This is a genomic window from Protaetiibacter intestinalis (assembly GCF_003627075.1).
Lineage (GTDB): Bacteria > Actinomycetota > Actinomycetes > Actinomycetales > Microbacteriaceae > Homoserinibacter > Homoserinibacter intestinalis.
Map to the genome: position 1 here is coordinate 1,970,822 of NZ_CP032630.1, position 26,587 is coordinate 1,997,408.

The window sequence follows — 26,587 nt, forward strand, 5'->3', positions numbered from 1 at the left end:
TTATTCGCCCGTCGCCTCCGGTGTGTCAACGGATCCATAGCCGAGCAGGTGCCACTGGACGACCGGCCCGATGCGCCGCACCACCTCGTCGAGCGGCGCCGAGGCGAGCGGCTCCACGCGGATGCCGTAGCGCACCGCGATGAGCCCCACGATCTGGGTCGCGGCGAGCGTCGCGCGGAGCTCCGCATCCGGCACCTCGAGCGCCGAGGCCACCCGGTGCAGCACCTCCCGGACGAGGAACTGCCGCAGCGCCGCCCCCGCGAAGTCGTGGCCGAGCGCCGTGCGCAGCAGCTGACGCACCCGAGCCGCGGCCGCGGGCGTCGAGAGCGCCTCCAGAATGCCGCGGACGATCGTCGCACCCACCTGCTCGCGCGGCCCGGCGAGGGCGAGCGCGACGAGCTGCGGGGGCCGCAGCGGCGCCTCGAACGACTCCATGAAGAGCTGCGACTTGTCGTCGAAGTAGTGGTGCACGAGCGCCGGATCCACCTTCGCCCGCCGGGCGATCGCCCGCAGCGAGGTGTCGTCGTAGCCGTTCGCGAGGAACTCGGCGGTCGCGGCCCTCAGGATCGCGCCGCGCGCATCCGTCGCCCCCTTGCGGGGACGACCTCGCCGCGTCGTCTGCGCCTCGCCCACGCTCGCAGCCTATGACCCGGCCGGGAGAACCCCCCACACGCCCCAAGCGAACTCACGGCCGGGGCCATGTACCCCGCCCCTAAGATGCGAGGTATGGATCCCATCGCCCTCGTCATCATCGGCATCGTCGTTCTGCTCGTCGTCATCGTCGTGATCTACCTCTGGTCCACCTACAACGGGCTCGTCAAGCTCAACGTGCGGGTCGACGAGGCGTGGAGCGATATCACGGTGCAGCTCAAGCGCCGGGCCGACCTGATCCCGAACCTCATCGAGTCGGTCAAGGGCTACGCCGCCCACGAGCGTGGCGTGTTCGAGGAGGTCACGAAGGCCCGCGCCGAGACGCTCAGCGCGCAGGGGCCCGCCGAGGCATCCGCCGCCGAGAACCACCTGCAGTCGGCGCTCAAGTCGATCTTCGCTGTCGCCGAGGCGTACCCGCAGCTGCAGGCCAACCAGAACTTCCTGCAGCTGCAGGGCGAGCTCGTCGACACCGAGGACAAGATCCAGGCCTCGCGTCGCTTCTACAACGGCGGCGTCCGCGAGCTGAACACGAAGATCAAGATCTTCCCCAACACGCTGTTCGTGCGCGGCCTCGGCTTCACCGAGCGCGAGTTCTTCGAGGTGGCGGAGCCCTCCGCCATCGCGGAGCCCCCGCGCGTGCAGTTCTGACACCCCGCTGGTTGAGTAGCCGCGAAGCGGCGTATCGAAACCCCCGCAACCGACCCCTGAGAATCCGCATCCATGTACTCCGCGATCGCGAAGAACAAGCGCAACACCGTCCTGATCATCGCCCTGTTCATCATCATCATCGGCGCGCTCGGGGCACTGACCGCCTGGATCACCGACAACTGGTGGATCGCGGGCATCACGTTCGCGGTGGCGGTCGGCTACGCGATCATCCAGTACTTCGCGGCCACGAGTGAGACGCTCGCCCTCTCGGGTGCCGTCGAGATCCAGAAGCAGGACAACCCGCGGCTGTACCGGATCGTCGAGAACCTCGCCATCACCGAGGGGCTCCCGATGCCGAAGGTGTACGTGATCGACGACGCGGCGCCGAACGCCTTCGCGACCGGTCGCGACCCGGAGCACGCGGTCGTCGCGGCGACCACGGGCCTGCTGCAGATCATGGACGACGCGGAGCTCGAGGGCGTCATGGCGCACGAGCTGGGGCACGTGAAGAACTACGACATCCGCGTCTCGCTGATCGTCTTCGGACTCGTGGTGGCGATCGGCCTGCTCGCCGACATCGCCCTCAGGATCACGATCTTCGGCGGCCGCGGGCGCAACAACAACGCCGGTGGGCCGGCCGCGCTCGTGTTCCTCGTGATCGGGCTGGTCGCGGCGATCGTCGCCCCGCTCATCGCGGCGGTCGTGCAGGCGGCGGTGTCGCGTCAGCGCGAGTACCTGGCGGATGCGACGGGTGCGCTCACGACGCGGCATCCGGAGGCGCTCGCCCGGGCGCTCGAGAAGCTCAAGGTGTACGGCCGGCCGGTCGCCCGCAGCAACACCTCGATGTCGCACCTGTGGATCTCCGACCCCAACAAGCCGGGCTTCATGCAGCGTCTCTTCGCGACGCATCCGCCGCTCGACGACCGCATCGCGCGGCTGCGCGACAACGCCACCCGCTTCTGACCGTCAACCCGCGTCGAGGAGCGGCACACCCGCCTCGGCGGCCACCGCGCGGGCGAGGTCGCCGCGGTCGACGACCTCGAGCGCGTCGAGCCCCTGCCACGCCGCGAGCTCCCGCAGCGCCGGCACGATGCGCTCGGCCACGGCATCCGCGACGCCCTCCTCGCGCCAGGCCGACTGCACGCGCAGCACCCCGCGCTTGCGGTCGTTCTTGAGGTCGATGCGGCCGACGAGCGCCTCGTCGAGGAGCACCGGCAGCGTGTAGTAGCCGTACACGCGCTTCGGCGCGGGCGTGTAGATCTCGATGCGGTAGTGGAAGCCGAACAGGCGCAGCGCCCGCTCGCGCTCCCACACCACGGGGTCGAACGGCGACAGCAGCGCGGTGGCCTCGACACGTCGCGGGATGCGTGCGTCGCGGTGCAGGTAGGCCTGCTTCTTCCAGCCCGGAACGGTCACCGGTCGCACGACGCCCTCGTCGACGAGCCGAGCGAGCGCGGGCTTCGCGTCGACCGTCTTGAGCCGGTAGTAGTCGGCCAGGTCGGAGAGGGTGCCGATGCCGTGGGCGCGGGCGGAGCGCTCGACGAGCCGGTGAACGGCCTCCGCGCGGGGGATCTCGCGCTCCCAGAGGCCCGGCGGCATCACCTGCTCGGGCAGCGCGTAGGTGCGCTCGAAGTTGGTGCGCCCGGCGGAGACGACCTCGCCCACCCGGAACATGCGCTCGAGGCCGCGCTTGACCTCGTCCCACTCCCACCAGCTGCCCCGGCGCGGGGCGGCGGCGTCGCGCTCGATCTTCGAGGCGGGCAGCGGCCCCTTCTCGGCGAGCTCGGCGCGCAGCCAGGCGATCGTGTCGGCGTGCGCCTTCAGCCACGGGTCGCCCTGGTCGGCGAAGTACGCGCGGTAGTCCTCCATGCGGAAGCGGAACAGCGGCCAGTCCTCGAGCGGGATGAGCGCCGCCTCGTGCGCCCAGTACTCGCGGTAGGGCGCCTTCCGCGCGAAGGTCAGCCGGTCGAGCAGCGCCTTGTCGTACCCGCCGAGGCGCGCGAACACCGGCAGGTAGTGGCTGCGTTCGAGCACGTTGACGGAGTCGAGTTGCAGCAGCCCGAGGCGCTCGAGCGCGAGGTTCAGCTGCCGCGTGCCGACCGCATCCGGACGCGGCCGCCCGAAGCCCTGCGCGGCGAGCGCGATGCGCCGCGCGGATGCGGGGGAGATGCTGTCGGCCACCCGAGTGACCCTAGCGCCTCCACCCGACATCGCTGAGTGGTCGGCTTCTCGCCTCATTTGCCGGGTTTAGGGCCAGAAACCGACCACTCAGCGATGTCGGGTGGAGGGATGGGCGGGCGGGCTCAGGGGTGCGGACGGACCGAGACGGGCTCGAGGTCGAGCGCGATGCGCACGCGGTCGTCGTACTCGACGCGCTCGGAGGCCGGATGCTGCACCCGCACGAGGACGCCATCCGTCGTGCGCACGAGGGTGCGGCGGAAGCTGCCGAGGAAGGTGCTCTCCTGCACGACCGCCTCGACGCCGCCCGCGGCGACCAGCCGCACGTTCTCGGGGCGCACGAACACCTCGACCTCGCCCGTGGCGGCATCGCCCGCGATCGGCAGCGTCCACTCCCAGACGCGCACCGTGTCGCCGGCGCCGACGCCCGGCACGAGGCTCGAGAGCCCCACGAACGCCGCCACCCCGGGGGTCGCGGGCGAGAGGTAGAGCTCCTCCGGCGTGCCGATCTGCTCGATGCGCCCCGCGTTCATGACGGCGATGCGGTCGGAGACGGCGAGCGCCTCCTCCTGGTCGTGCGTCACGAACACCGTCGTGATGCCGAGGCGCAGCTGGATGCGGCGGATCTCGTCGCGCAGCTGCACGCGCACCTTCGCGTCCAGGGCCGAGAGCGGCTCGTCGAGCAGCAGCACCCGGGGCTCGGTCACGAGCGCGCGGGCGAGCGCGACGCGCTGCTGCTGCCCGCCCGACAGCTGGTGCGGGAAGCGGTCGGCGAGGTGGTCGAGGCCGACGAGCGCGAGCGCGTCACCCGCCCGGCGCAACGCCTCGGCCTTCGCGACCTTGCGCCGCAGCAGACCGAACGCCGTGTTGTCGATCACCCGCAGGTGCGGGAAGAGCGAGTACGACTGGAACACCATGCCGATGTCGCGCCTGTTGGTGGGCACGCCCGACACGTCGGTGCCGCCGAGCAGCACGGCGCCGCCGTTCGCCTGCTCGAGGCCGGCGAGCACCCGCAGCGCGGTCGTCTTGCCGCAGCCCGACGGCCCGAGCAGCGACACGAACTCGCCCGGCGCGATGTCGAGGTCGAGCCCGTGCAGCACGCGGGTCGCGCCGTAGTCCTTCACGATGCCGCGGAACTCGACGCGGGTGCCGCTTCCGGCATCCGCGAGCAGCGAGTTCTCGGAGGTGCGGGGGAGCGCCCGCACGGGGATGGGCGAGGTCATGATCCGGCCTTTCCGGCGCGGGCACGGCCCGCGATCCCGATGACGATGAGCAGCACGAAGGCGAACGCCAGCGCGAGCAGGGTGAAGACGGCGGCAGCGTAGCCGTCGCTGTTCTTGACGACGACGAGCGCCGTCTGGAAGACCTGGCGGTTCAGCAGCGAGGCGATCGTGAACTCGCCGAGCACGACCGCGACCGAGATGAGGGATGCCGCGAGCAGGCCGCTGCGCAGGTTCGGCGCGATGACCCGCAGCAGCACCGTGCCCCAGCCGGCGCCGAGCGCGCGCGCCGCCTCCGAGAGGGTGCGGATGTCGACCGCGTCGATGGAGGCCTGGATCGCCCGGTAGGCGAAGGGCAGCACGGTGATGCCGTAGGCGAAGGCGAGGGTCCAGGTGCCGGTGCCCAGCATCCGCCCGAGCTGCAGGTAGATGGGGGCGAGGCCCACGACGAGCACGATCGCGGGGATCGAGATCGGCAGCAGTACGAGGAACTCGAAGCCGGGGCGCAGCCGCGGGAACCGCAGGTGCACGAGCACCATGGTCGGCGCGAGCACGAACAGCACGATCGCGACGGTCAGCACGGACAGCACGACCGAGTTGCCGAGGCCCGTCCAGATCGGGGCGTAGAGCGCCGCCCGCGCGGGGTCGAACAGCGCGGCCCAGTGCACGGGCGAGAAGCCGTCGCCGTCGCGGAAGGTGTAGAGCAGCGTCGACCCCATGGGGATGGCGAAGAACGCACCCACGAGGATCCCGATGACCCAGCGGGTCGTGCGCGAGGGGGCGAGGCGGTTCATCCCTGCCACCTCGCGGCGCGGCGTTGGACGAGCGAGTACAGCCACATGACGACCCCCACGACGACGATCATGCCGAGGGCGAGCGCCCCGGCCAGGTTCTCGCGCCCGAGCACCGTCTCGCTCGTGAGCGCGGTGCGGATCTGCAGCGGCACGATCTGCGAGCCCTGGCTCGCGAGCGCGGCGGCCGTCGCATACGAGGAGAACGCGTTCGCGAACAGCAGCAGCGTGCAGGCGAGGAACGAGGGCGCGAGCACGGGGATGCCGACGCGCGTCCAGAAGGAGGCGCGCATGCCGCCGAGGGTCAGGTTCGCCTCGGCCCACTGGGGCTTCAGCGCGGACAGGGCCGGCATGAACGTGATGACCATGAGCGGGATCTGGAAGAAGACGTACGGCAGGATGAGGCCGGGCAGCTCGTAGATCCACGGGCCGTCGGCGAAGATGTCGATGCCCGCGCCCGTGAGCAGCTGGGTGACGACGCCCTGCAGACCGATCGTCGCGATGAACGCGAAGGCGAGCATGACGCCGCCGAACTGGGCGAAGACGCCGGCCGCGGCATCCACCGCGGTGCGCATGGGGCCGGTCTCCGAGAGCCCGAGCATCGCGTAGCAGACGAGCGCCCCGAGTACGGCGCCGACGACCGCGGTGAGCAGCGACAGCCAGGTCGAGCTCCAGAAGGTCGTGAGGATGACGGGGTCGCCGAGTGCGGCGACGTTGTCGAGGGTGAACGCGCCGTCGGAGTCGAAGAGCCCGGATGCGAGCGCCAGCACGGTCGGCAGCGCCAGGAACAGCAGCACGTACGCCAGGAACGGCGCGAGGCCGAGCCAGGCGAGCAGGTGGGAGGCGCCCCGACGGGGCGGAGCCGTGCGCTCCGCCCCGTCGGGGGTCACCGGGGTGGCGGTGGTCACTGGACCGCGGCCGCCCACTTCTCGCCGAGCAGCGTGCCGGCCTTCGTCGACTGCTCCTCGGTGGGCACCACGACCGTGTCGGGCGCCTCGGGCAGCGCGGCCGCCGCATCCGCGTCGATCGTGCCGGCGGCGATCATCGCCTCCATGCGGGCCGGGCGGGCGCCGCCCGCGAGCCACAGGTTCTGGCCCTCGTCGCTGAACAGGAACTCCTGCCACAGGCGCGCCGCCGCGGGGTGCGGGGCGTCCTTGTTGATCGCCTGGTTGTAGTAGCCGGCGTAGCCGGTGCCCGGGAAGACGCGCACCTTCCAGTCGGGGTTGTCGGCGACGTGGGTCGCGTTCAGGTAGTCCCAGTCGAAGACGACGGGCGTCTCGCCGCTCGCGATGGTCGCGCTCGTGACGTCGAGCTTGAGCATGTTGCCGGCCTTGTTGAGCTCGCTGAAGAAGTCGATGCCGGGCTGGAAGTCGTCGAGGTCGCCGCCCGACTGCACGTCGGCGAGGCCGACCGCGGCGAACGCCGCACCCGCCTGCGTAGGGTCGCCGTTGATGGCGACGGCCGACTTGTAGTCGGCGCCCAGCAGGTCCTCCAGGGTCTTCGGCTCGGGGTACTTCGACGAGTCGTAGCCGATCGACATGTACCCGCCGTAGTCGCCCACGAACAGGCCCGTCGACTCCTTGAGGGCGTCGGGGATGTCGTCCCAGGTCTGCACGGTGTACGGAGCGAAGACGTCGGTGTTCTGGAGGGCGACGGTGAGGCCGATGTCGAAGACGTCGGGCGCGGTGTCGAGGCCCTCGTTGGTCTTGGCGGCCTGGATCTCCTCGGCGCTCGAGATGTCGGGCGAGGACTCGTTGACGGTGATCTCGGGGTACTTGGCCTTGAAGGCGTCGATGATCTCGCCGTAGTTGGCCCAGTCGCGGGGCAGCGCGATGACGTTGAGCGCGCCCTCCGCCTTGGCGGCGGCCTCGAGGTCGGCGAAGGTGCCGAAGTCGGCGACGCTCGTGGCGGTCGCCGCCTTGCCCGCGTCGCCCGATGCGGGGGTGTCGGTCGCGCAGCCGGTGAGCGCGATCGCGGTCGCGACGACCGCGGCGGTGCCGGCGAGCAGGTGCCGGGTGCGGGGAAGGGGTGTCATGTGGATGCTGTTCCTCTCAGGTGTGCGCGGGACGCGCATCGTCGCGGGGTGGTGCGACGTTCGCGACGTTAAGCACGTCGGGTGACCGATCCGCGCGTCGCGGGTGAACATCCGGTGCCCTCGAGGTGCACTCCCGGTGCCGCCCCGGCGGAATATGTCGCGCCTAGACTTGGCGAATGGCCTTCGGTTTCCGCAGCGAACGTGCTCGCGACGAGGAGGCGCGCCGCGCGGTCGACGCCCGGGTGGCGGATGCCGTGCCCCCCGGGATGCGCATCGCCGGCGCGTGGGCGTGGCGGCTGCTCGCCGTCGCGGGTGTCATCGCGCTCCTCATCTTCCTCATCGTCCAGTTGCGCTACATCGTCGTGCCGCTGCTCGTGGCACTGCTGCTGTCGGCGCTGCTGGTGCCGTTCTCCAACTGGCTGCAGCGCCACCGCTGGCCGAAGTGGGCGGCCGTCGCGGTCTCCGAGCTCGGGATCCTGGGCATCATCGGCGGGCTCATCTGGCTCACCGTCGCGACCGTCATGGGCGGCTACCCGGCGCTCGTCGAGCAGTCGCTGCTGCGCTGGGAGGACCTCAAGCAGTGGCTGCTGGCCTCGCCGCTGCACCTGTCGGAGGCCGACATCCAGCACTGGGCCGACCAGGTCATCGAGGGCATCCGCGCCGACACGAGCTCCCTCTGGACCGGCGCCCTCTCGGTCGGCTCCGGCCTCGGCCACTTTCTCGCCGGGTTCCTGCTCGTGCTGTTCGCGACGCTGTTCATCCTCATCGACGGCCGCGGCATCTGGAACTGGGTGGTGCGGCTGTTCCCGCGCCGCGCCCGGGCCGCGATCGTCGGCGGCGGCGAGGCCGGCTGGATCACGCTCTCGTCGTTCGTGCGGGTGCAGGTGCTCGTGGCGCTCATCGACGCCGTCGGCATCGGCCTCGGCGCGTTCATCCTCGGCCTGTTCTACGGCGACGGCTTCCCGCTCGTCGTGCCGATCGCGATCCTCGTGTTCCTCGGCTCGTTCATCCCGGTCGTCGGCGCCGTGCTCTCGGGCGCGCTCGCCGTGTTCATCGCCCTCGTGTTCCTCGGGCCGTGGCAGGCGTTCGTGATGCTGCTCATCGTGATCGGCGTGCAGCAGCTCGAGGGCCACGTGCTGCAGCCCTTCCTCGTCGGCAACGTCGTCAAGGTGCACCCGCTCGCCGTCGTCATCGTCGTCGCGGCGGGCGGATTCCTCGCCGGCATCCCGGGCGCCCTGTTCGCGGTGCCGGTCACGGCGACCCTCAACGCGATCATCGGCTACATCGCCCGCGGCGAGTGGCGCACGCATCCGCATCCGCGCGTGGCGGATGTCATCCCCCCGACGAGAGGCCGCACGCTCCGTGACCGCTGACCTGCCCGGACCGTCCCTCGCCGAGATCCGCGCCGCCCGCGAGCGCGCGTCGGCGGTCACGATCACGACGCCCATGGAGACCTCGGGGTTCCTGCGCGAGGTGCTCGGGCATCCGGTGCACCTGAAGGCCGAGAACCTGCAGCGCACCGGCTCCTACAAGATCCGCGGCGCCTACAACCGGCTCTCCCAGCTCACCGAGGAGGAGCGCGCGCGGGGCGTCGTGGCGGCGTCCGCCGGCAACCACGCACAGGGGGTCGCGCTCGCGGCGCGCGAGCTCGGCATCCAGGCGACCATCTTCATGCCGCTCGGCGTCGCGCTGCCGAAGCTGCAGGCCACCCGCGGCTACGGAGCGGAGGTGGTGCTGCACGGCCACGTCGTCGACGAGACGCTCGAGGCGGCGGCCGAGTTCGCCGAGCGCACGGGCGCCGTCGTCATCCCGCCGTTCGACCACCCGGACATCGTGGCCGGGCAGGGCGGGCTCGCGCTCGAGATCCTCGAGCAGGTGCCCGACGTCGAGAACGTCGTCGTGCCGATCGGCGGCGGTGGGCTCATCGCGGGCATCGCATCAGCCTTCGCCCAGCTCGAGCCGGAGCTCGGCCGCCGGGTGCGGGTGATCGGGGTGCAGTCGGAGAACGCGGCGGCCTACCCGCCCTCGCTCGCCGCGGGGGCGCCGGTCGCCGTCGTGACGAGCCCGACGATCGCCGACGGCATCGCCGTCGGGCGACCCGGCGAGCTCAACTTCGCCATCATCCGCGACGCCGTCGACACGGTCGTGACGGTGCCCGACGACGAGACGGCGCGCGCCATGGTCGTGCTGCTCGAGCGCGCGAAGCTCGTCGTGGAGCCCGCGGGTGCGGTCGGCGTCGCCGCAGCGCTCGCGGAGCGCTACACCGTCGACGGACCCACCGTGATCCTGCTCTCGGGCGGCAACATCGACCCGATGGTGATGGAGCGGGTCATCAGCCGCGGCCTCGCCGCCTCCCACCGCTACCTCAAGGTCAACATCCCGCTGCCCGACCGTCCGGGCCAGCTCGCGCGCATCGCCGAGCTCATCGCCGAGGCGAACGCGAACGTCGTCGAGGTGCTGCACACGCGGCACGGATTCGGGCTGCAGATCAGCGAGGTCGAGATCGAGATCCACATGGAGACCCGCGGCGCCGAGCACGCCGAGCTCGTGCTCCGTCGCCTCCGCGAGGCCGGCTACCGCCCCCGCGTCGACCCGGTCTGAGCCCTTCTGCGCCGCGATGATCCGCGGCGCTCCGCTCCGCCGGCCCCGCGCGAGGGCCCGGCTGCGCGGGTCACGTCAGAGTCCCGCCCGCACTCAGCCGCGGAAGGTCTCGACCTTGACGATCTCGACGGGGATCTCGCGGCCGTTGGGGGCCGTGTAGCTGAGCGTGTCGCCCGCCGCGTGGCCGAGGATCGCCTGGCCGATCGGGCTCGACTCCGGATACACGTCGAGGTCCTCGTTGTCGGCCGCGATCTCGCGGTTGCCGAGCAGGAACACCGTCTCGTCGCCGGCGATCTTCGCCGTCACGAGCGTGCCGGGAACGACCGTGCCGTCCGACTCGGGCGCCTCGCCGACGGTCGCCGTGCGCAGCAGCAGCGTGAGCTGGCGGATGCGGGCCTCGATCTTGCCCTGCTCGTCCTTCGCGGCGTGGTAGCCGCCGTTCTCCTTGAGGTCGCCCTCCTCGCGCGCCGCCTCGATCTTCTTGGCGATGTCGACGCGCGCCGGGCCCTCCAGCTCGGCCAGCTCCGCCTTGAGGCGGTCGAAGGACTCCTGGGTGAGCCACGTCGTGGTCTCGGGCATGGGATCTGCTCCTCACAAACAATCGAGACCGGCACTCGGCCGGTCTCTGCAGGGTGATGCGTTCCGAAGAGCCTAGGACAAGTTCCGGATTCCCGCATCCGGGGCGGATGCCGCGCTCGCCTCCGTGAGCCAGCAGCGGAACACCGACCCGCCCACCGGGGGCTCGCTCGTGCGCAGCGTCGCCGACAGGGTGCGCGTCGTCTGCTGCGACGGCTCCACCTCGACGACGAGCCAGCCAATCACGGCGTGCTTCTCGCTGACCGCCTCCACGGCGCACGACACCGCGTGCCCGGCCGGAGCGGTGAGCTGCCAGCGCACCTCGACCGAGGCATCCGAGAGCGCCTCGAAGCCGAGGTCCTTCGCCTCGATCGACGCGGCCGCGCCGAACAGCCCGGCCCACACCACCCAGGCCCCCACGACGACCGCCACCGCGATCGCGGCGAGCACGGCGAGCAGCCGCAGCCGTGCCCGGCGCGCGGGGGTGCGTCCGTACCTCGCGTCGAGGTCGTTCGCGGTCATCGGTGCTCCTCGGGGCCGTCTACTCTGGTTCCAGGCTATTGCGTGGCGGAAGGGTGACAGTGCTGCAGATCCTCTGGGCGGCGACCCCCACCCCCACTCCGACCCCGATCGACGACAACCTCGTCACGCCCGGCGTCGTCGGCTTCCTCGTGACGCTCGCCGTGATCCTCGCGACGATCCTGCTGCTCGTCGACATGAACCGGCGCACCCGCCGGGTGCGGTACCGCGCCGAGATCGCCGAGCGTCTGGATGCCGAGGAGGCCGCCGAGGCCGCGGCTCGCGACGACGAGGCCGAGCGCCCCTAGGGCTCGGGTTCGACAACCGAGCGCAGCGCGCCGAGCCCGTGCGGCGCGCGCTGCCGACGCTCATCCCGCGCGCGTCCACGACGCATCCGCGGGGGTGAGCCCGACGCGCGATCAGCGCGCGTAGACCGGGTTCAGCACGATGAGCAGGATCGCGGTCCAGTGGCACAGGAACGCGATGACCGTGCAGGCGTGGAACAGCTCGTGGAAGCCGAAGACGCCGGGGATGGGGTTCGGGCGCTTGAGCGCGTAGAACACGGCGCCCGTCGTGTAGGCGACGCCGCCCACGAGCACGAGCACCATCATGGCGACGTTCGCCTGCACGAGGTCGACGACGTACATCATCGCCGCCCAGCCGAGCACCACGTAGAGCGCGACGTAGAGCAGCCGCGGGGCCTTCAGCCAGAAGATCCGGAAGCCGATGCCGAGCAGCGCCCCGCCCCAGACGAGCGAGAGCAGCACGATCGCCTTGTCGCTCGGCAGCGCGCACACGGCGAGCGGCGTGTAGGTGCCGGCGATGAGCAGGAAGATGTTGGAGTGGTCGAGGCGGCGGAAGACCGCCTTCACCTTCGGCGACCAGTTGAAGCGGTGATACACCGCCGAGATGCCGAACAGCAGCAGCGAGCTCGCCATGAACACCGCCGACGCCCACTTCGCCGCCGCGCCGTCGGCGAGGCAGATGAGCACGACGCCCGCCGCGATCGCGACGGGGAAGGTGCCGGCGTGCAGCCAGCCGCGCCAGAGCGGCTTGACCTCGGCGGGGTGGTGCTCGAGCTGGTCCTCGAGGAGGGGGAGGTTCGGGAGGCCGGCCGCCGGCTCCTGCTCGGCGGCGAGCTCCTCGGCGGATGCCGGGGTGGGCTGGGCGTCGTCGTCCGTGGGGTGGTCGGTGGGTGCCGGCGCCGGGTTCATGACGCGATCCTAGATCCGCTGCATCCGCGCAGCCTGGGAGTCGGCCCCGACTCCGGGAGGCTCCCGGTTCGGCTACCGTAGCTCCGTGACCGAGCGTCAGGCACCCGGCGGCAGCGGGCCCCTCTATCGCCTGTACCAGGCACGGTTGCGGCGCATGCTGCAGGGGGCGACGCTGCCCCACCACATCGCCATGATCATCGACGGCAACCGCCGCTGGGCGCGCGAGCGGGCGCTCGAGACGGCCGCCCACGGGCACCGCGCCGGCGCCGAGAAGATGCGCGAGTTCCTCGGCTGGTGCGACGAGCTCGGCATCCGTGTCGTCACCATCTACCTGCTGTCCACCGACAACCTCACGGGGCGGTCGAGCGACGAGCTCGACCAGCTGTTCGAGATCATCGCCGACCTCGCCGACGACCTCTCGCGCGCCGCCGACTGGCGCATCCAGCACGTCGGCACGAGCGAGGGGCTGCCCGAGCAGCTCGCGGCCGCCCTGCAGGCCGCCGAGGACCGCACCGCCGGCAACGCGGGGCTGCACGTGAACCTGGCGGTCGGCTACGGCGGTCGGCGCGAGATCGCGGATGCCATGCGCAGCATCGTGCGCAGCCACGGCGAGACCGGGGGCACCGTCGAGGAGCTGGCCGAGATCCTCACGCCCGAGCTCATCGGCGAGCACCTCTACACGCAGGGTCAGCCCGACCCCGACCTCATCATCCGCACCTCGGGGGAGCAGCGGCTGTCGGACTTCATGCTGTGGCAGTCGGCGCACAGCGAGTTCTACTTCGTCGAGGCGCTCGGCCCCGACCTGCGCGAGGTCGACTTCCTGCGCGCGCTGCGCGCCTACGCCACCCGCCACCGGCGGTTCGGGCAGTGATCGGAGCACCCGTGCCGCTCAGCATCGACGACTACGCCGCCCGCTTCCACGAGGAGCCGGGCTACCTCGACTTCGCCGGGGTCGGGCCGATCGGCGACACCGTGCGCGCGGAGGCGGACGCCTTCCAGACGCTGCTCGCGGGCGGCCGCTTCGGCTCGTACGCGCCGCTGTTCGAGCAGCACGCGCGCGTGCGCGCCGCCGTCTCGGCGCTCACCGGCTTCCGCACCGACCAGATCGCCTTCCAGCCGAACACCGCCCAGGGCCTCATGCACGCGATGTTCGGCGTCACGGGGGCGGTGGCGTTGTCGCCCGCCGAGTTCCCCGCCATCACCTTCGCGACGGTGCGTGCGCAGCAGGCGCTCGGCGTCGCCGCGCCGCAGTGGCTCGAGACCGACCACGGCCGCGTGACGCCCGGCAACATCCGCGATCAGCTCGACGCCTCGACCGTCGCGGTGGCGGTCAGCCTCGTCGACTTCCGCACCGGCTACCTCGCCGACCTGGAGGGCATCCGGCAGGTCATCGGCGACCGCCTGCTCATCGTCGACGCGATCCAGGGCTTCGGCGTGGTGGAGGCGCCGTACGGCGTCGCGGATGTCGTGGTCGCCGGGGGCCAGAAGTGGGTGCGCGCCGGATGGGGCACGGGCTTCCTCGCCCTGTCGGATCGCGCGCTCGAGCACCTGACACCCGTCTGGTCGGGCTTCACGGGGACCGAGCACGAGGGCCTGCCGCTCGACGAGGTGCTGCCGCCCGCATCCGATGCGCGCGCCTACGCGATCTCGAACCCCGACCCCCTCGCGATGGCCCGCTTCTCGGGCGCGCTCGAGGAGCTCGCCCGGGTGGGGGTGGGCGAGGTGCACGCGCGCATCGCCGCCCGCGTCGACGACATCATCGACGCCGCCGACGAGTTCGCCATCCCGGTCGTCTCCCCGCGCGCCGAGGCCGAGCGCGCCGGCATCGTCGTGCTCGAGCCCGACGCCGACCAGCTCACCGTGCTCGCGGCGGCGCTGCACAACCACGGCGTGAGCGTCACGGTGCGCGGCGGCACGGTGCGGCTCGCGCCGCACGCCTCGACCGAGGCCGAGACCCTCACGATGCTGCGCTCGGCCCTCCTCTCCTTCGCGACGGCCACCACCCGCTGACCCCCCCCGCCGACATCGCTGACCGGTCGGTTATTCGCCTCATTCGCCTGGTTTGAGGCCAGAAAGCGACCACTCAGAGTTCACGTGCCGGTAACACGGTGGCGCGTGTCGCGGCCGGCGGATGGGGTGGACCGGGCTTAGCGTCGGGACATCGGGCACCGTGCCCGGTCGGAGCGGCCACATAAGTTCGCATCCGCAGAGCCCCTGGCCGATCCGCGACAGGATCCGGGTGGCATCCCACCCGGGGATGGAGTGGGAGTGCCCGCGCTCGACAAGCCCCAGCAGAAGTCCACGACCGGCGCAGTTCAGGATCGGAAGCAGGGGGAGCGCACCTACGTGCTCGACACCTCCGTGCTGCTCGCGGACCCGCGCTCCATCTACCGCTTCGCGGAGCACTCCGTCGTGCTCCCGGTGGTCGTGGTCACCGAACTCGAGGCCAAGCGCCACGACCCCGAGATCGGCTACTTCGCGCGGCAATCCCTCCGCATCCTCGACGACCTGCGCGTCGAGCACGAACGGCTCGACTTCCCGATCGCGGTGGGGGAGGCTGGCGGCACCCTGCGCGTCGAGCTCAACCACTCCAACATGTCGGTGCTGCCCTCCGGCCTGCAGCTGAACGACAACGACTCCCGCATCCTCGCCGTCGCGATGAACCTCGCCAACGACGGGCTGGATGTCGTGGTGGTCTCCAAGGACCTCCCGCTGCGCGTCAAGGCCGCCTCGATCGGCCTCGCCGCCGAGGAGTACCGCGCCGAGCTCGCGGTCGACTCCGGCTGGACGGGCGTCGCCGAGCTCGAGGTGTCGAGCGAGCAGATGGCCGAGCTGTACGACGCCGAGAAGCTCACCACCCGCGCGGTGCAGGAGCTTCCGGTCAACACGAGCCTCGTCATCCACTCCGACCGCGGCTCCGCGCTCGGCCGCGTCACCGGTCGCGGCGAGCTGAAGGTGGTGCGCGGCGACCGCGACGTCTTCGGCCTGCACGGACGCAGCGCCGAGCAGCGCCTCGCGATCGACCTGCTGCTCGACCCGGAGGTCGGGATCGTGTCGCTCGGCGGCCGGGCCGGCACCGGCAAGTCGGCGCTCGCCCTGTGCGCGGGGCTGGAGGCGGTGCTCGAGAAGCAGCAGCACCGCAAGATCATGGTGTTCCGCCCGCTCTACGCGGTCGGCGGCCAGGAGCTCGGCTACCTCCCCGGCGACAAGGAGGAGAAGATGAGCCCGTGGGGCCAGGCGGTGTTCGACACCCTCGGCGCCCTGGTCTCCGAGAACGTGCTCGACGAGGTCGTGGAGCGCGGCATCCTCGAGGTGCTGCCGCTCACCCACATCCGGGGGCGCTCGCTGCACGACGCCTTCGTGATCGTGGACGAGGCGCAGTCGCTCGAGAGGAACGTGCTGCTCACGGTGCTCAGCCGCATCGGCCAGAACTCGCGCGTCGTGCTCACCCACGACGTCGCCCAGCGCGACAACCTGCGTGTCGGGCGGCACGACGGCGTCGCCTCCGTGATCGAGACCCTCAAGGGCAACGCCCTCTTCGGCCACATCACCCTGACCCGCAGCGAGCGCTCCGCGATCGCCGCCCTCGTCACCGAGCTGCTGGAGTCGAACGAGCTCGCCTGAGGTTCTGGTCAAACGCTGCAGCGCCTGCCCGGGCGCGCCACTCATTGGTGGCGCCCCGAGGCAGGCGCTGCAGCGTTTGACACAGGCTGTCGGGGATGAGGGGCGGGATCATCCGCGGGGATGATGTCGGAGCTATCTCTATATAGCTAGATTTGCGGTATGGAGCAGCTCAGCCGTCTCACCCCCGCCACGGCGGACGTGCTCGCGGTGCTGCTCGAGGCGGGGGAGCCCAGCTGGGGTCTCCGCATCGTGCGCGCCACCGAGCGCCCCGCGGGCAGCGTCTACCCGATCCTCGAACGCCTCGAGCGCGCCGGATGGATCAGCTCCGCCTGGGAGGACGACCCCGAGCGATCCGGTCCCCGGCGCCGGCTCTACGAGCTCACCCCCGACGGCATCCCCGCCGCCCAGGCGGCCGTCGCGCATGTGCGTCGCCCCCGGGCGACGGCGAGCCCGAGCACCGTCGTGCGCCTCGCGGGAGGTGTCGCGTGATCACCGCATCCGTCATCCGTGCCCTCGCCGCGAGCCTGCCCGCAGGGGTGCGCGAGCGCTACCGCGAGGAGTGGCTCGCGGATGCCGCCGCCGCGCCCGAGGCGGGACTGTCGCCGTGGTCGGTCGTCGGCGGGGCGTTCGGCGTCGCGCTGCGGATCGACCGCGAGGACCCGGCCGTGAGCGGCCTGCCCGCGGGACGCCTCGCCTACCGTCGCACGAGGATCGCGCTCGCCGGCGCCGCGACCGTGCTGCTGCTCCTCCTCGCATCCTTCTGGTGGAGTGCCTGGACCGAACTCGACGGCCGCGGCGAGCTGGGGCTCGCCGGGATCGCCTGGCTGGGCCGCCTGATCCTCGGCGCCGCCGCGATCGTCGGCGTCGTCGCCCTCGTCTCGCTCGTCGGGGCGGTCCGTGCGCTCGCCCGCGCGCGCAGCTGGAGGGTCGGCGTCGTGGGGCTCGTCGGCGCGGCCGTGGCGCTGGGGGTGCTCGTCGCGCTCGCGATCGCCGCGTTCATCCCCGCCTTCGGACTCCTGCTCGTGCTCCCGGCGCTGTTCGTGCCCGTGATCCTGCTCACGATCGGCGACCCGCGTCCGCAGGGTCCGGCCCTCAGGGTCGGTGCCCGGTTCGGGATCGCACTCGCCTCGGCCGGAGCCGTGCTGGCGATCGTCACGGGCAGCCTGCTGCACGTCTTCGTGTGGAACCCTCTCGCCCGGATGCCCGGCATGACGCTCGACGAGATCTACGCGGGTCTCGCCGCCGCAGGCGAGCTGCCGAGCCCCGTCATCGCGTACCTCTACGCCGGGTTCTGGGCGCTGTTCGCGCTCGTCCTGCTCGTCGTCGCGCTCGTGCCGCCCCGCGGCATCCGGCACCTCCTCACCGCCCGTCGGCTCGCGGGCATCGGCGTGCTGGGTGTCGCCCTCGCCGCGGCGGGCGAGTGGTTCCTGGGCTTCGGCATGGGGATGGGGATGGCCGACGCCTTCGCGACGAGCGGTGCCGACGCCGCCGTCTCGGGCCTCGTCATCACGCTCGTCGGCATCGCCGCCGCGATCGCCGCCGCGCTCGTCGGCCTGCTGCCCTCCCGCCGCATCCCCGCCACCGGAGAAATGCAGGAGATTCCGACCGCATCCCGCCCCTGAGACCGGAAATGCAGGGGCCTCGGGCGAAGGCTCCTGCATTTCTGGAGAAGAACGGCGGCGGATGCGGTGGCGGTGCGCTGCGGTTTCGGCGCTCCGCGCGCGGCGAAACCGCAGCGGAACGGCGAAACCGCAGCAGAGGTGCGGGGAGGGGTCCGCCGGGCTCAGCCCGGGTGCGTCATCGAGAGCACGTCGAGCGCCGCGTCGAGCTGCTCGAGCGTGAGCTCGCCGCGCTCGACGAAGCCGAGGTCGATCGTGGCCTCGCGCACCGTGATGCCCTTCGCGACCGCGTGCTTGGCGATCTTGGCGGCGTTCTCGTAGCCGATGAACTTGTTGAGCGGCGTCACGATCGACGGCGACATGCCGGCCAGCGCCGCGGCGCGGTCGAGGTTCGCCTCGAGCCCGTCGATGGTCTTGTCGGCCAGCACCCGCACCGAGTTCGCGAGCAGCCGGATCGACTCGAGCAGCGCCGTGCCCATCACGGGGATCGCGACGTTGAGCTCGAAGCTGCCGGTGGCGCCCGCCCAGGCGACGGTCGCGTCGTTGCCGATCACGCGCGCGCCGACCATGATGACCGCCTCCGGGACGACCGGGTTCACCTTGCCGGGCATGATCGAGGAGCCGGGCTGCAGGTCGGGGATGTGCAGCTCGCCGAGTCCCGTGTTCGGGCCGGAGCCCATCCAGCGCAGGTCGTTGGAGATCTTGGTGAGCGACACCGCGATGACGCGCAGCGCGCCGGATGCCTCGACGAGGCCGTCGCGGTTGGCCTGCGCCTCGAAGTGGTCGAGCGCCTCGGTGATGGGCAGACCGGACGAGGCGGCGAGCTCGGCGATGACCTTCTGCGGGAAGCCCTTCGGGGTGTTGATGCCGGTGCCGACGGCCGTACCGCCGAGCGGCACCTCGGCCACGCGGGGGAGCGCCGCCTGCACGCGCTCGATGCCGAGCCGCACCTGGCGGGCGTAGCCGCCGAACTCCTGGCCGAGGGTGACCGGGGTGGCATCCATGAGGTGGGTGCGGCCGGGCTTCACGGCCGTCTTCCAGAGCTCCGCCTTCTTCTCGAGCGCCACCGCGAGGTGCTCGAGCGCGGGCACGAGGTCGCCGATGAGGGCGCCGGTGACGGCGACGTGCACGGAGGTGGGGAAGACGTCGTTGGAGGACTGCGAGGCGTTGACGTGGTCGTTCGGGTGAACCGGCGCCCCCAGCTTCTCGGTGGCGAGGGTCGCGAGCACCTCGTTCATGTTCATGTTCGAGCTCGTGCCGGAGCCGGTCTGGTAGGTGTCGACCGGGAACTGGTCGTGGTGCGCCCCGCCGATGATGTCGTCGGCGGCGGCGACGATGGCATCCGCGATGCGTGCGTCGAGCACGCCGAGCTCCCTGTTGACGATCGCCGCGGAGCGCTTGATGCGCGCGAGCGCGACGATCTGCGCGGGCTCGAGGCCGGAGCCGGAGATCGGGAAGTTCTCGACCGCGCGTTGCGTCTGCGCGCTGTAGAGCGCCGAGACCGGCACCCGCACCTCCCCCATCGTGTCGTGTTCGATGCGGAACTCGGCGTCGGTGCCCATGGCTGTGCCTTTCGATGCGGATGCGGCGCTGGTCAGCTCGCGGACTGCCCGACGTCGCCGACGACGACGGCCGGCACCGCGGTGCCCTCGAGGAGCTTGTAGTTCGCTCCGACCACTGCAAGCGTACCCGCGGCGACCGCGTCGGTGATCAGCTCGGAGCGGGCGACGAGGTCGCTCACGGTGCGGGCGAGGTGGGTGAGGCCGACGGCCTCGGGGTCGCGCGACGGCGCCGAACGCACCGAGGGGCGGATGCTCGCGATGAGCCCCGCGATGTGCGGGGGGAGCGGACGCGCGTCGGGCGCATCGAGGTCGATCGCGGCCTGCACGGCGCCGCACGCGTCGTGGGCGAGCACGACGATGAGCGGCACCTCGAGCACGGCGACGGCGTACTCGAGCGAGCCGATGACGGAGTCCGAGATCACCTGCCCGGCGTTGCGCACCACGAAGAGGTCGCCGAGGCCCTTGTCGAAGATGATCTCGGCCGCGAGCCGGGAGTCGCTGCACCCGAAGAGCGCCGCGTGCGGCGCCTGCGACCCCGCGAGCTCCTCGCGACGCTCGACGTCCTGACGGGGGTGCGCGGGCGTGCCGGCGACGAAGCGCTGGTTGCCGCGCTGCATCTCGCGCCAGACGTCGGCGGGGGTGCGGCGTTCCTGGGTCATGGCAGCTCCTCCGCGACGGCTCGGGCGAGCTCTTCGAACTCGGCGTCGTCGGCGGTGCCGGCGAGCACGATGGTCGAGGCTCCGGACTCGGTGACGAGTGCGTAGGCGACGTTGCCCGGGTCGTCGGCGTCGCGGCGGTCGTAGATCGTCCAGTCGACGCCGCCGAGCGAGACGGTCGCGCCGGGGGACGCGCCCTTCACCTGGCCGTCGAGCCAGCTCGGGTTCGCCTCGAGCGTCTGGATGAGCGCGACGTACTGCTCGTCGGGGGTCACGAACCCGATGCGCCAGGAGGCGACGTCCGCCGTCCGGTCGATCAGCACCCGGTTCGCCCACCAGCCCTGCGGCAGCTCCGGTACCACGAGGGTGCCGTCGAAGGACGACTGGGCGTTCGCGGTCTCGGCGCGATAGTCGACCGGCTGGATGCGGGACTCGCCGCCGACGAGCCCCACGGTGAACACGATCGCGATCGCCGCGAGCAGCGACACCACGGTCGCGATGCCGAGGTTGACGGCGGTCTGGTTGGTGCGGCGCTTGGCGCTCGCGGCGGCCTTGCGGTCGGCCGTCTCCTGCGGGGTCTCGGCGCGGCCGAGCTCGGCGACGATGGGGCGACCCTGCTCGTCGCGCCCCGGTTCGCGAGGGCTCACGATTCCTCGGCGGCCGCGCGCGCGGCGTCGAGGCGTGCCTTCGCGCCCACGAGCCACTCCTCGCAGCGGCGCGCGAGCGCCTCGCCGCGCTCCCACAGGGCGAGCGACTCCTCGAGGGTGGCGGCACCCTGTTCGAGCTTCTGCACCACCTGCACGAGCTCGTCGCGGGCCTGCTCGTAGCTGAGCTCGGCGACGTCGGCGGGGGTGGCGTCGGTCATAGCAGCAGCCTAGTCGGCGGTCGCGGTCAGCTCGCCGCGCGCGACCCGGATGCGGAGGGACTGGCCCGCGGAGACCTCGTCGGCGTCCCGGATCACCGCGTCGCCCGCGCGCACGACGGCGTAGCCGCGGTCGAGCGTGCGCTGGGGCGAGAGCGCCCGCAGCTCGGCGGCGAGCCGGTGCACCGCCGTCTCCTCGCGCTCGACCCGCAGGTGCATGAGCTGCGAGCCGCGGTCGACGAGGCGGATGAGGTCTTCCGCACGCGACTGCACCATGACGCCCGGGTCGGCGAGCACGGGGCGGGTGCGGATGTTCGTGAGCCGCTCGATCTCGCCCGTCACGAGCGCCGTCACCCGCGTCATGATGCGGGCGCGCGACTGCACGACGAGCGCGAGCTCCTCGGCGACGTCGGGCACGACGCGCTTGGCCGCATCCGTGGGGGTGGAGGCGCGCAGGTCGGCGACGAGGTCGAGCAGCGGGCTGTCGGCCTCGTGCCCGATCGCCGAGACGAGCGGCGTCTCGCACGCGGCCGCCGTGCGCACGAGCTGCTCGTCGCTGAACACCAGCAGGTTCTGGAAGTCGCCGCCGCCGCGGGCGACGATGATGACGTCGACCTCCGGGTCGGCGTCGAGCGCCCGGATCGCCGCCGCCACCTCGCTCGCCGCCCGATCGCCCTGCACCGCCGCATGCCGCACCCGGAATGCGACCTGCGGCCAGCGCAGCTGGGCGTTGCGCAGCACGTCCTTCTCGGCATCCGAATCCTTGCCGGTGACGAGCCCGATGCACTGGGGCAGGAACGGCAGCGGCTTCTTGCGGTCCGCGTCGAAGAGCCCCTCGGAGCGCAGCGCCGCCTTGAGACGTTCGAGCTGGGCGAGCAGCTCGCCGAGGCCCGCGTGGCGCAGCTCGGAGGCCACCATCGAGAGGGTGCCGCCGCGCAGCCAGTAGTCGGGCTTCACGAGCGCCACCACGCGGTCGCCCTGCGCGAACTGCTCGGTGAGCCGCTGCAGCGTCGAGGACCAGACCGTGAGCGAGACGGTGACGTCCTGGTCGAGATCCTTGAGCTTCGCGTACACGACGCCGCGCGCGAGGTTCCACTGGGTGAGCTCGCCCTCGACCCACACCGAGCCGAGGCGGTCGATGTAGCCCTTGAGCTCGCCCGAGAGCCGGGCGACCGGCCACGGGGTCTCGGCGGTCGGCTTCTCGGTCACCCGGCCAGGCTACTCGGAGCCGGCGACCGTAGACTCGGGGTGTGAGCGGCATCACGAACGGCGCGCTGGGGACGACCCTCGAGGCCCCCCGCATCCCCGCCGTCCGCGGGCGGCTGCGCGACGAGCCGGTCGCGGGCGCCAAGCGCGTGCTGCTCGCCGCCCCCCGCGGATACTGTGCGGGCGTCGACCGCGCGGTGGTCGCCGTCGAGAAGGCCCTCGAGAACTACGGCGCCCCCGTCTACGTGCGCAAGCAGATCGTGCACAACGTGCACGTCGTCTCCGAGCTCGAGCGCCGCGGCGCGATCTTCGTCGACGAGGTCGACGAGGTGCCGTCCGGATCGCACCTCGTCTTCAGCGCGCACGGCGTCTCGCCCACGGTCGTGCAGGCGGCATCCGACCGCGAGCTGCTCGCGATCGACGCGACGTGCCCGCTCGTCACCAAGGTGCACCGCGAGGCCACCCGCTTCGCCAAGCAGGAGATGCAGATCCTGCTCATCGGGCACGCGGGCCACGAGGAGGTCGAGGGCACGATGGGCCACGCGCCCGAGCGCACGATCCTCGTGAACAGCCCCGCCGACGTCGACCGGATCGAGGTCGACGACCCCGAGAACCTCGTCTGGATCTCGCAGACCACCCTCTCGGTCGACGAGACCATGGAGACCGTGCGGCGGCTGCGCGAGCGCTTCCCGAAGCTGCAGGATCCCCCCTCCGACGACATCTGCTACGCCACCCAGAACCGTCAGGTCGCCATCAAGAAGGTCGCCCCGCAGGCCGACCTGGTGATCGTCGTCGGCTCGGCCAACTCCTCCAACTCGGTGCGGCTCGTCGAGGTGGCCCTCGAGCACGGCGCGAAGGCCGCCCACCGCATCGACTACGCCTCCGAGATCCGTCAGGAGTGGCTCGACGGCGTCGCCTCGATCGGGGTGTCGAGCGGCGCCTCGGTGCCCGAGGTGCTCGTGCAGGAGGTGCTCGCCGACCTCGCGGATGCCGGCTACCGCGACGTCGAGGAGGTGCGCACGGCCGAGGAGGACCTCATGTTCTCGCTCCCGAAGGAGCTGCGCCGCGACGCATCCGGCAACGCCGATACGCGCGCACTCGGCGGTCGCGCGCGCGGCTGACCCCCCGAGCGCGCCCGCATCCGGCAGAATCGGCCGGAAGAGGTCGAGGAGGCCGGCATGCGGGTGACGCTACTGCCGCGCGAGGCCGCCGCACGGGTGATCACCGGTGCGGTCGCCACGCTCGCCTGGTCGGCGGGCGCGACGGTCATCCTGCTCTCCCTCCCGGTGCTCGTCGACACGCTCGTGCGCAAGGAGCTCGTCTCGGCCCTGCCGCTGCCGCTCGTGCTGCTGCTCGTGATGCTCGCGGGCATCGGCGTGGCGCTGTGGCGGATGACGCCGCCCGTCGTGATCGCCTACCTCGTGGTGGCGAGCCTCGCCGCGGTCGGCTACGAGGTGGCCCTCATCACGGCCGATCCGGGTCTGCTCGAGCACGAGCTCTTCCTCGTCAACCGCCCCACCCTCGCCCTCGTCACGATCGGCGTCGCCGCGACCTCCGCGATCGGCGGCATCGTCTGGTGCCTGTTCGGCTTCGCGGCGGCCGGCGCCGTGTCGATCATCGTGGCGCTCATCACCGACACGCCCGTGCGACCGGGCTGGGGACCCTCGATGGCTCTGCTGCTCGCGGTCGTGCTGTACCTGACGCTCTTCGTCATCCAGGCCCGCCAGCGTCGGCGCCTGCCGCGCTTCGAGGAGCTCGAGCTCGCCACCCGGCGGCGTGCGGCGAGCGCGGACCTCGCCCGACGCACCACCGCGATCGTGCACGACACGGTGCTCAACGACCTCGCCGTGGTCATGAACGCCCCGGACGTGCTCGACGAGCGCATCCGGCAGCGTCTGCGCGACGATCTGGCGACGCTCGAGGGCGGTGCCTGGATCCGCACCACCGAGAAGGTGCCGGTGCCCGACGAGGGCCAGGCGCAGCTGCGCAACGACCTCTCGCGGCTGGCGAGCGACTTCCGCTGGCGGGGGCTCACGGTCAACGTCACGGGCGTCACCTCGGGCGTCTACATCTTCGACCCGGTCGCGGGGGAGGCCCTCGTCGGCGCGCTCGAGGCGACCTTCGAGAACGTGCTGCGGCATTCGGGGGCGTCGACCGCGAACGTCGAGATCATGTACAGCGACACCGAGGTGACCTTCATGGTCTCCGACGAGGGCGTCGGCTTCGATCCCGAATCCGTCGACGCGAGCCGGCTCGGCATCCGGGGGTCGATCGTCGGACGGATGGAGGCGGCGGGCGGCCGTGCGCAGCTCTGGTCGTCCCCGGGGGCCGGCACGACCGTGCTGCTCAGCGTGCCGGTCGCCGAGGTGCGCGAGCGCGGCACCCCCTCCAAGCACCAGGAGGCGGACTATGTCGACTAGACCCGGGAGCGCCATCCGCCTCGCCGCCCGCGACGTCGACCCCATGAGCTGGTTCACGGGGCCCTACGTGCCGCTCGTGTTCGCGGTGTTCGTGATCGTCTACGGCGGCCTGCTCTCGGCGCTCACCTGGAACGCGAGCGCCTGGCCCGCCATGCAGCTCATCGGCGTCGCGCTGTGCGCGATCGCCTGCCTGCTCATCCAGCTGCTCACCTCGCTGCGCAACCGCTTCGACTGGCAGCTCGGGGTGATCGCCGTCGTCGTGGGCGGTGCGGGCCTCGTCGTCTCGGCGTTCGGCTACTCGCGGTCGGTCTTCGCGATCGAGCTGTGGTGGGCGCCGTTCTGCTACTCGATCGTCATCGCGTGCCTCGCCCCGTACCTCGCGCCCTGGCGGATCTTCGCGTACGGCATCGCCGCACTCGTGAGCTTCGTCCCGCTCGCCTTCCTCATCGTCGACGCGCGCGTGCCCGAGTGGGGCTCGGTGTCGGTGTTCGTCATCATCGCCTCGCCCGTCGCGGTCGCGATCGCCGCGGCGACCTCCTTCGCCTACAGCGTCGTGCATCAGATGCTGCCGATCGTCGACAACCGCTCGAGCGCCATCGTCTCGGAGGCGCTCGACCCGGACCCCGAGGACGAGGCCGCCGAGCGGGCCTCGCTCGCCGGCTACACCGCCCGCGCCGTGCCGTTCCTGCACACCATCGCGGAACGCGGCACCGTCCAGCCCGCCGACCGCGCGCTCGCGGGCGAACTCGCGCGCTACCTGCGCGACGACCTCGTGTCGCGCTCCGACCTCGCCTGGCTGGGACTGCGTGCCGACGACCGGCGCGTCGTCGTGGTCGACCCCGAGCGGCGGGCTGATCGGATGCGCACCGCCCAGCGCACCGCCGTCCGGGATCTCGTGCGCGCCGTGCTCGACGACCCCGGGACGGACGCCACGACGGTGTTCATGGAGTTGCGCGCCCAGGACGACGGCTCGACGGCCGTCGCCATCACGCTCGACACCGAGCTGCCCGAGGGCAGACGCGTGCGGCACCTCGCGCCGTACTACTTCAACCTGCGCGGCGAGGCGAAGGACCTGCGCCTCGGGCGCAGCAGGCTCTCGTTCCGGCTTCCGCCGGACGGGGAGGCGTGACCGCTCAGCGGCTGATGGCGTGCCCCGCGGAACCCAGCTGCTGCGTCGCCTCGACGACGCGGGCGGCCATGGCGGTCTCGGCGATCTTGCCCCAGGAGCGCGGGTCGTAGACCTTCTTGTTGCCGACCTCGCCGTCCACCTTGAGGAAGCCGTCGTAGTTCCGCAGCACCGTGTCGGCCACCGAGCGGCTGAAGGCGTACTGGGTGTCGGTGTCGATGTTCATCTTCACGACGCCGTTCGCGACCGCCTCGGCGATCTCGGCATCCGTCGAGCCGGAGCCGCCGTGGAAGACGAGGTCGAGCGGCTTCGGTCCGGTGCCGTACTTCGCGGCGATGCCGGCCTGGATCTCGCCGAGCAGCTCGGGGCGCAGCTTCACGTTGCCGGGCTTGTAGACGCCGTGCACGTTGCCGAAGGTGAGGGCCGCGATGTAGCGGCCCTGCTCGCCGAGCCCGAGCGCCTCGACGGCCTGCTCGACGTCGCCGAGGGTCGTGTAGAGGGCGTCGTTGGTGCCCTCGTGCTGGACGCCGTCCTCCTCGCCGCCGACGACGCCGATCTCGACCTCGAGGATGGCGCGGATGTTCTTGAGGCGCGGCAGCAGCTCCTGCGCGATCTCGAGGTTCTCGGCGAGCGGCACGGCCGAGCCGTCCCACATGTGCGACTGGAAGATGGGGTTGCCGCCCGCGCGGACCGCGGCCTCGGAGGCCTCGATGAGCGGCAGGACGAAGCCGGGGAGGGCGTCCTTGGGGCAGTGGTCGGTGTGCAGGGCGACCGTGATGGGGTAGTTCTTGGCGACCTCGGTGGCGAAGGCGGCGAAGGCGAGGGCGCCCGAGGCGCGGGCCTTCACGGTCTGGCCGGCGAAGTAGTCGGCGCCGCCCGTGGTGACCTGGATGATGCCGTCGGAGCCCGCCTCGGTGAGACCCTGCAGCACGGAGTTGATGGTCGAGGAGCTCGAGACGTTGATCGCGGGGAAGGCGAAGGCGTTCTTCTTCGCCGTGTCGAGCATCTCGGCGTACTGATCCGGAGTGGCGACGGGCATGGGGGTCCTCCTGGAGGGCGCTGGGTGGTGTCGCGTCGAG

28 protein-coding genes are annotated in these 26,587 nt (G+C 71.8%); 13 read left to right on the top strand and 15 right to left on the bottom strand.

The genetic code is table 11. The features are described from left to right. Nucleotides 1-633, bottom strand: a complete 633-nt coding sequence (locus tag D7I47_RS09300; RefSeq protein ID WP_227000578.1) for a TetR/AcrR family transcriptional regulator — start codon at nucleotides 631-633, stop codon at nucleotides 1-3. Between the two features lie 93 nt (nucleotides 634-726). Between D7I47_RS09300 and D7I47_RS09305 the strand changes: the two genes are divergently transcribed. Both D7I47_RS09305 and D7I47_RS09310 read left to right on the top strand, forming a co-directional pair. Next, nucleotides 727-1,299 carry a LemA family protein gene (locus D7I47_RS09305; RefSeq protein ID WP_405083426.1) on the top strand — a complete coding sequence of 191 codons (573 nt, stop codon included), beginning with the start codon at nucleotides 727-729 and terminating at the stop codon, nucleotides 1,297-1,299. A gap of 72 nt (nucleotides 1,300-1,371) precedes the next feature. Continuing rightward, nucleotides 1,372-2,262, top strand: coding sequence for a M48 family metallopeptidase (locus tag D7I47_RS09310; protein ID WP_120762782.1), 891 nt, complete (start codon nucleotides 1,372-1,374; stop codon nucleotides 2,260-2,262). A gap of 3 nt (nucleotides 2,263-2,265) precedes the next feature. Here D7I47_RS09310 and D7I47_RS09315 read toward each other — a convergent pair whose 3' ends face one another. The 5 genes from D7I47_RS09315 to D7I47_RS09335 all read right to left on the bottom strand — a co-directional run bounded on the left by D7I47_RS09315 (nucleotide 2,266) and on the right by D7I47_RS09335 (nucleotide 7,523). Then, nucleotides 2,266-3,480, bottom strand: a complete 1,215-nt coding sequence (locus D7I47_RS09315; RefSeq protein ID WP_120762783.1) for a winged helix-turn-helix domain-containing protein — start codon at nucleotides 3,478-3,480, stop codon at nucleotides 2,266-2,268. A 122-nt stretch (nucleotides 3,481-3,602) separates the two neighbouring features. Beyond that, nucleotides 3,603-4,700, bottom strand: coding sequence for an ABC transporter ATP-binding protein (locus D7I47_RS09320; RefSeq protein WP_120762784.1), 1,098 nt, complete (start codon nucleotides 4,698-4,700; stop codon nucleotides 3,603-3,605). Next, nucleotides 4,697-5,491, bottom strand: a complete 795-nt coding sequence (locus D7I47_RS09325) for an ABC transporter permease (RefSeq protein WP_120762785.1) — start codon at nucleotides 5,489-5,491, stop codon at nucleotides 4,697-4,699. Before D7I47_RS09325 ends, D7I47_RS09320 begins: the two co-directional genes overlap by 4 nt. Further along, nucleotides 5,488-6,396, bottom strand: coding sequence for an ABC transporter permease (locus D7I47_RS09330; protein WP_405083427.1), 909 nt, complete (start codon nucleotides 6,394-6,396; stop codon nucleotides 5,488-5,490). The genes D7I47_RS09325 and D7I47_RS09330 overlap by 4 nt, the downstream gene beginning before the upstream one ends. Further along, nucleotides 6,393-7,523 (bottom strand): ABC transporter substrate-binding protein, encoded by a 1,131-nt coding sequence (locus tag D7I47_RS09335; protein ID WP_120762786.1) that lies wholly within the window; start codon nucleotides 7,521-7,523, stop codon nucleotides 6,393-6,395. The genes D7I47_RS09330 and D7I47_RS09335 overlap by 4 nt, the downstream gene beginning before the upstream one ends. A 176-nt stretch (nucleotides 7,524-7,699) precedes the next feature. On the opposite strand from D7I47_RS09335, the gene D7I47_RS09340 reads away from it, so the two are divergent. Both D7I47_RS09340 and ilvA read left to right on the top strand, forming a co-directional pair. Further along, nucleotides 7,700-8,896: an AI-2E family transporter gene (locus D7I47_RS09340; RefSeq protein WP_120762787.1), complete on the top strand. Its 1,197-nt coding sequence runs from the start codon at nucleotides 7,700-7,702 to the stop codon at nucleotides 8,894-8,896. Further along, complete coding sequence (gene ilvA / locus D7I47_RS09345; protein WP_120763898.1) at nucleotides 8,853-10,124, top strand: threonine ammonia-lyase; 1,272 nt, start codon at nucleotides 8,853-8,855, stop codon at nucleotides 10,122-10,124. The genes D7I47_RS09340 and ilvA overlap by 44 nt, the downstream gene beginning before the upstream one ends. A 93-nt stretch (nucleotides 10,125-10,217) precedes the next feature. Here ilvA and greA read toward each other — a convergent pair whose 3' ends face one another. Together greA and D7I47_RS09355 are read right to left on the bottom strand one after the other, a co-directional pair. Continuing rightward, nucleotides 10,218-10,703 (bottom strand): transcription elongation factor GreA, encoded by a 486-nt coding sequence (gene greA, locus D7I47_RS09350; protein ID WP_120762788.1) that lies wholly within the window; start codon nucleotides 10,701-10,703, stop codon nucleotides 10,218-10,220. A gap of 72 nt (nucleotides 10,704-10,775) precedes the next feature. After that, on the bottom strand, nucleotides 10,776-11,222 hold the full coding sequence (locus D7I47_RS09355; RefSeq protein ID WP_120762789.1) for a DUF4307 domain-containing protein: 447 nt from the start codon (nucleotides 11,220-11,222) through the stop codon (nucleotides 10,776-10,778). 59 nt (nucleotides 11,223-11,281) lie between these two features. Between D7I47_RS09355 and D7I47_RS09360 the strand changes: the two genes are divergently transcribed. Further along, nucleotides 11,282-11,527: a hypothetical protein gene (locus tag D7I47_RS09360; RefSeq protein WP_227000580.1), complete on the top strand. Its 246-nt coding sequence runs from the start codon at nucleotides 11,282-11,284 to the stop codon at nucleotides 11,525-11,527. Between the two features lie 111 nt (nucleotides 11,528-11,638). Here D7I47_RS09360 and trhA read toward each other — a convergent pair whose 3' ends face one another. Further along, a complete protein-coding gene (trhA, locus tag D7I47_RS09365; RefSeq protein ID WP_120762791.1) occupies nucleotides 11,639-12,433 on the bottom strand; it encodes a PAQR family membrane homeostasis protein TrhA in 795 nt (264 codons plus the stop codon). Nucleotides 12,434-12,518: 85 nt separating this feature from the next. Here trhA and D7I47_RS09370 point away from each other — a divergent pair, with 85 nt between their 5' ends. The 5 genes from D7I47_RS09370 (at nucleotide 12,519) to D7I47_RS09390 (ending at nucleotide 17,679) form a co-directional block, all read left to right on the top strand. Beyond that, on the top strand, nucleotides 12,519-13,304 hold the full coding sequence (locus D7I47_RS09370; RefSeq protein ID WP_120762792.1) for an isoprenyl transferase: 786 nt from the start codon (nucleotides 12,519-12,521) through the stop codon (nucleotides 13,302-13,304). Further along, nucleotides 13,301-14,443 (top strand): aminotransferase class V-fold PLP-dependent enzyme, encoded by a 1,143-nt coding sequence (locus tag D7I47_RS09375; RefSeq protein WP_227000582.1) that lies wholly within the window; start codon nucleotides 13,301-13,303, stop codon nucleotides 14,441-14,443. The genes D7I47_RS09370 and D7I47_RS09375 overlap by 4 nt, the downstream gene beginning before the upstream one ends. A 258-nt stretch (nucleotides 14,444-14,701) precedes the next feature. Continuing rightward, complete coding sequence (locus D7I47_RS09380) at nucleotides 14,702-16,057, top strand: PhoH family protein (RefSeq protein ID WP_227000584.1); 1,356 nt, start codon at nucleotides 14,702-14,704, stop codon at nucleotides 16,055-16,057. Between the two features lie 159 nt (nucleotides 16,058-16,216). Further along, on the top strand, nucleotides 16,217-16,546 hold the full coding sequence (locus D7I47_RS09385; RefSeq protein ID WP_120762793.1) for a PadR family transcriptional regulator: 330 nt from the start codon (nucleotides 16,217-16,219) through the stop codon (nucleotides 16,544-16,546). Further along, on the top strand, nucleotides 16,543-17,679 hold the full coding sequence (locus D7I47_RS09390; protein WP_120762794.1) for a hypothetical protein: 1,137 nt from the start codon (nucleotides 16,543-16,545) through the stop codon (nucleotides 17,677-17,679). Before D7I47_RS09385 ends, D7I47_RS09390 begins: the two co-directional genes overlap by 4 nt. A 161-nt stretch (nucleotides 17,680-17,840) precedes the next feature. On the opposite strand, the gene D7I47_RS09395 is transcribed toward D7I47_RS09390, so the two are convergent. The 5 genes from D7I47_RS09395 to xseA are packed head-to-tail and all read right to left on the bottom strand — an operon-like array spanning nucleotide 17,841 to nucleotide 21,965. Further along, complete coding sequence (locus D7I47_RS09395; protein ID WP_120762795.1) at nucleotides 17,841-19,238, bottom strand: class II fumarate hydratase; 1,398 nt, start codon at nucleotides 19,236-19,238, stop codon at nucleotides 17,841-17,843. A gap of 32 nt (nucleotides 19,239-19,270) precedes the next feature. Then, a complete protein-coding gene (locus D7I47_RS09400; RefSeq protein ID WP_120762796.1) occupies nucleotides 19,271-19,897 on the bottom strand; it encodes a carbonic anhydrase in 627 nt (208 codons plus the stop codon). Then, nucleotides 19,894-20,541: a DUF4245 domain-containing protein gene (locus D7I47_RS09405; protein WP_157981689.1), complete on the bottom strand. Its 648-nt coding sequence runs from the start codon at nucleotides 20,539-20,541 to the stop codon at nucleotides 19,894-19,896. Before D7I47_RS09405 ends, D7I47_RS09400 begins: the two co-directional genes overlap by 4 nt. Beyond that, complete coding sequence (locus tag D7I47_RS09410; protein WP_120762798.1) at nucleotides 20,538-20,759, bottom strand: exodeoxyribonuclease VII small subunit; 222 nt, start codon at nucleotides 20,757-20,759, stop codon at nucleotides 20,538-20,540. The genes D7I47_RS09405 and D7I47_RS09410 overlap by 4 nt, the downstream gene beginning before the upstream one ends. A gap of 9 nt (nucleotides 20,760-20,768) precedes the next feature. Next, nucleotides 20,769-21,965, bottom strand: coding sequence for an exodeoxyribonuclease VII large subunit (gene xseA / locus D7I47_RS09415; RefSeq protein WP_120762799.1), 1,197 nt, complete (start codon nucleotides 21,963-21,965; stop codon nucleotides 20,769-20,771). 41 nt (nucleotides 21,966-22,006) lie between these two features. Between xseA and D7I47_RS09420 the strand changes: the two genes are divergently transcribed. From D7I47_RS09420 to D7I47_RS09430, 3 genes are read left to right on the top strand one after another with little or no spacing between them, the layout of a single operon-like run. After that, nucleotides 22,007-23,083 carry a 4-hydroxy-3-methylbut-2-enyl diphosphate reductase gene (locus D7I47_RS09420; RefSeq protein ID WP_193726428.1) on the top strand — a complete coding sequence of 359 codons (1,077 nt, stop codon included), beginning with the start codon at nucleotides 22,007-22,009 and terminating at the stop codon, nucleotides 23,081-23,083. A 57-nt stretch (nucleotides 23,084-23,140) separates the two neighbouring features. Further along, nucleotides 23,141-24,382 (top strand): sensor histidine kinase, encoded by a 1,242-nt coding sequence (locus tag D7I47_RS09425; protein WP_120762800.1) that lies wholly within the window; start codon nucleotides 23,141-23,143, stop codon nucleotides 24,380-24,382. Then, complete coding sequence (locus D7I47_RS09430; protein ID WP_120762801.1) at nucleotides 24,372-25,511, top strand: hypothetical protein; 1,140 nt, start codon at nucleotides 24,372-24,374, stop codon at nucleotides 25,509-25,511. Before D7I47_RS09425 ends, D7I47_RS09430 begins: the two co-directional genes overlap by 11 nt. Nucleotides 25,512-25,515: 4 nt before the next feature. On the opposite strand, the gene fbaA is transcribed toward D7I47_RS09430, so the two are convergent. Beyond that, the gene (gene fbaA, locus D7I47_RS09435) at nucleotides 25,516-26,547 is read right to left on the bottom strand and encodes a class II fructose-bisphosphate aldolase (RefSeq protein ID WP_120762802.1); all 1,032 of its coding nucleotides are present in this window, start codon (nucleotides 26,545-26,547) and stop codon (nucleotides 25,516-25,518) included. Between the last annotated feature and the right edge of the window lie 40 nt (nucleotides 26,548-26,587).

What these genes read in the sequence shown, in the direction of transcription:
- D7I47_RS09305 (WP_405083426.1), top strand. Translation starts at nt 727, where the DNA reads ATGGATCCCATCGCCCTCGTCATCATCGGCATCGTCGTTCTGCTCGTC.
- D7I47_RS09310 (WP_120762782.1), top strand. Translation starts at nt 1,372, where the DNA reads ATGTACTCCGCGATCGCGAAGAACAAGCGCAACACCGTCCTGATCATC.
- D7I47_RS09320 (WP_120762784.1), bottom strand. Translation starts at nt 4,700, where the DNA reads ATGACCTCGCCCATCCCCGTGCGGGCGCTCCCCCGCACCTCCGAGAAC.
- D7I47_RS09325 (WP_120762785.1), bottom strand. Translation starts at nt 5,491, where the DNA reads ATGAACCGCCTCGCCCCCTCGCGCACGACCCGCTGGGTCATCGGGATC.
- D7I47_RS09335 (WP_120762786.1), bottom strand. Translation starts at nt 7,523, where the DNA reads ATGACACCCCTTCCCCGCACCCGGCACCTGCTCGCCGGCACCGCCGCG.
- D7I47_RS09340 (WP_120762787.1), top strand. Translation starts at nt 7,700, where the DNA reads ATGGCCTTCGGTTTCCGCAGCGAACGTGCTCGCGACGAGGAGGCGCGC.
- ilvA (WP_120763898.1), top strand. Translation starts at nt 8,853, where the DNA reads ATGTCATCCCCCCGACGAGAGGCCGCACGCTCCGTGACCGCTGACCTG.
- greA (WP_120762788.1), bottom strand. Translation starts at nt 10,703, where the DNA reads ATGCCCGAGACCACGACGTGGCTCACCCAGGAGTCCTTCGACCGCCTC.
- D7I47_RS09355 (WP_120762789.1), bottom strand. Translation starts at nt 11,222, where the DNA reads ATGACCGCGAACGACCTCGACGCGAGGTACGGACGCACCCCCGCGCGC.
- trhA (WP_120762791.1), bottom strand. Translation starts at nt 12,433, where the DNA reads ATGAACCCGGCGCCGGCACCCACCGACCACCCCACGGACGACGACGCC.
- D7I47_RS09385 (WP_120762793.1), top strand. Translation starts at nt 16,217, where the DNA reads ATGGAGCAGCTCAGCCGTCTCACCCCCGCCACGGCGGACGTGCTCGCG.
- D7I47_RS09395 (WP_120762795.1), bottom strand. Translation starts at nt 19,238, where the DNA reads ATGGGCACCGACGCCGAGTTCCGCATCGAACACGACACGATGGGGGAG.
- D7I47_RS09400 (WP_120762796.1), bottom strand. Translation starts at nt 19,897, where the DNA reads ATGACCCAGGAACGCCGCACCCCCGCCGACGTCTGGCGCGAGATGCAG.
- D7I47_RS09410 (WP_120762798.1), bottom strand. Translation starts at nt 20,759, where the DNA reads ATGACCGACGCCACCCCCGCCGACGTCGCCGAGCTCAGCTACGAGCAG.
- D7I47_RS09425 (WP_120762800.1), top strand. Translation starts at nt 23,141, where the DNA reads ATGCGGGTGACGCTACTGCCGCGCGAGGCCGCCGCACGGGTGATCACC.
- D7I47_RS09430 (WP_120762801.1), top strand. Translation starts at nt 24,372, where the DNA reads ATGTCGACTAGACCCGGGAGCGCCATCCGCCTCGCCGCCCGCGACGTC.
- fbaA (WP_120762802.1), bottom strand. Translation starts at nt 26,547, where the DNA reads ATGCCCGTCGCCACTCCGGATCAGTACGCCGAGATGCTCGACACGGCG.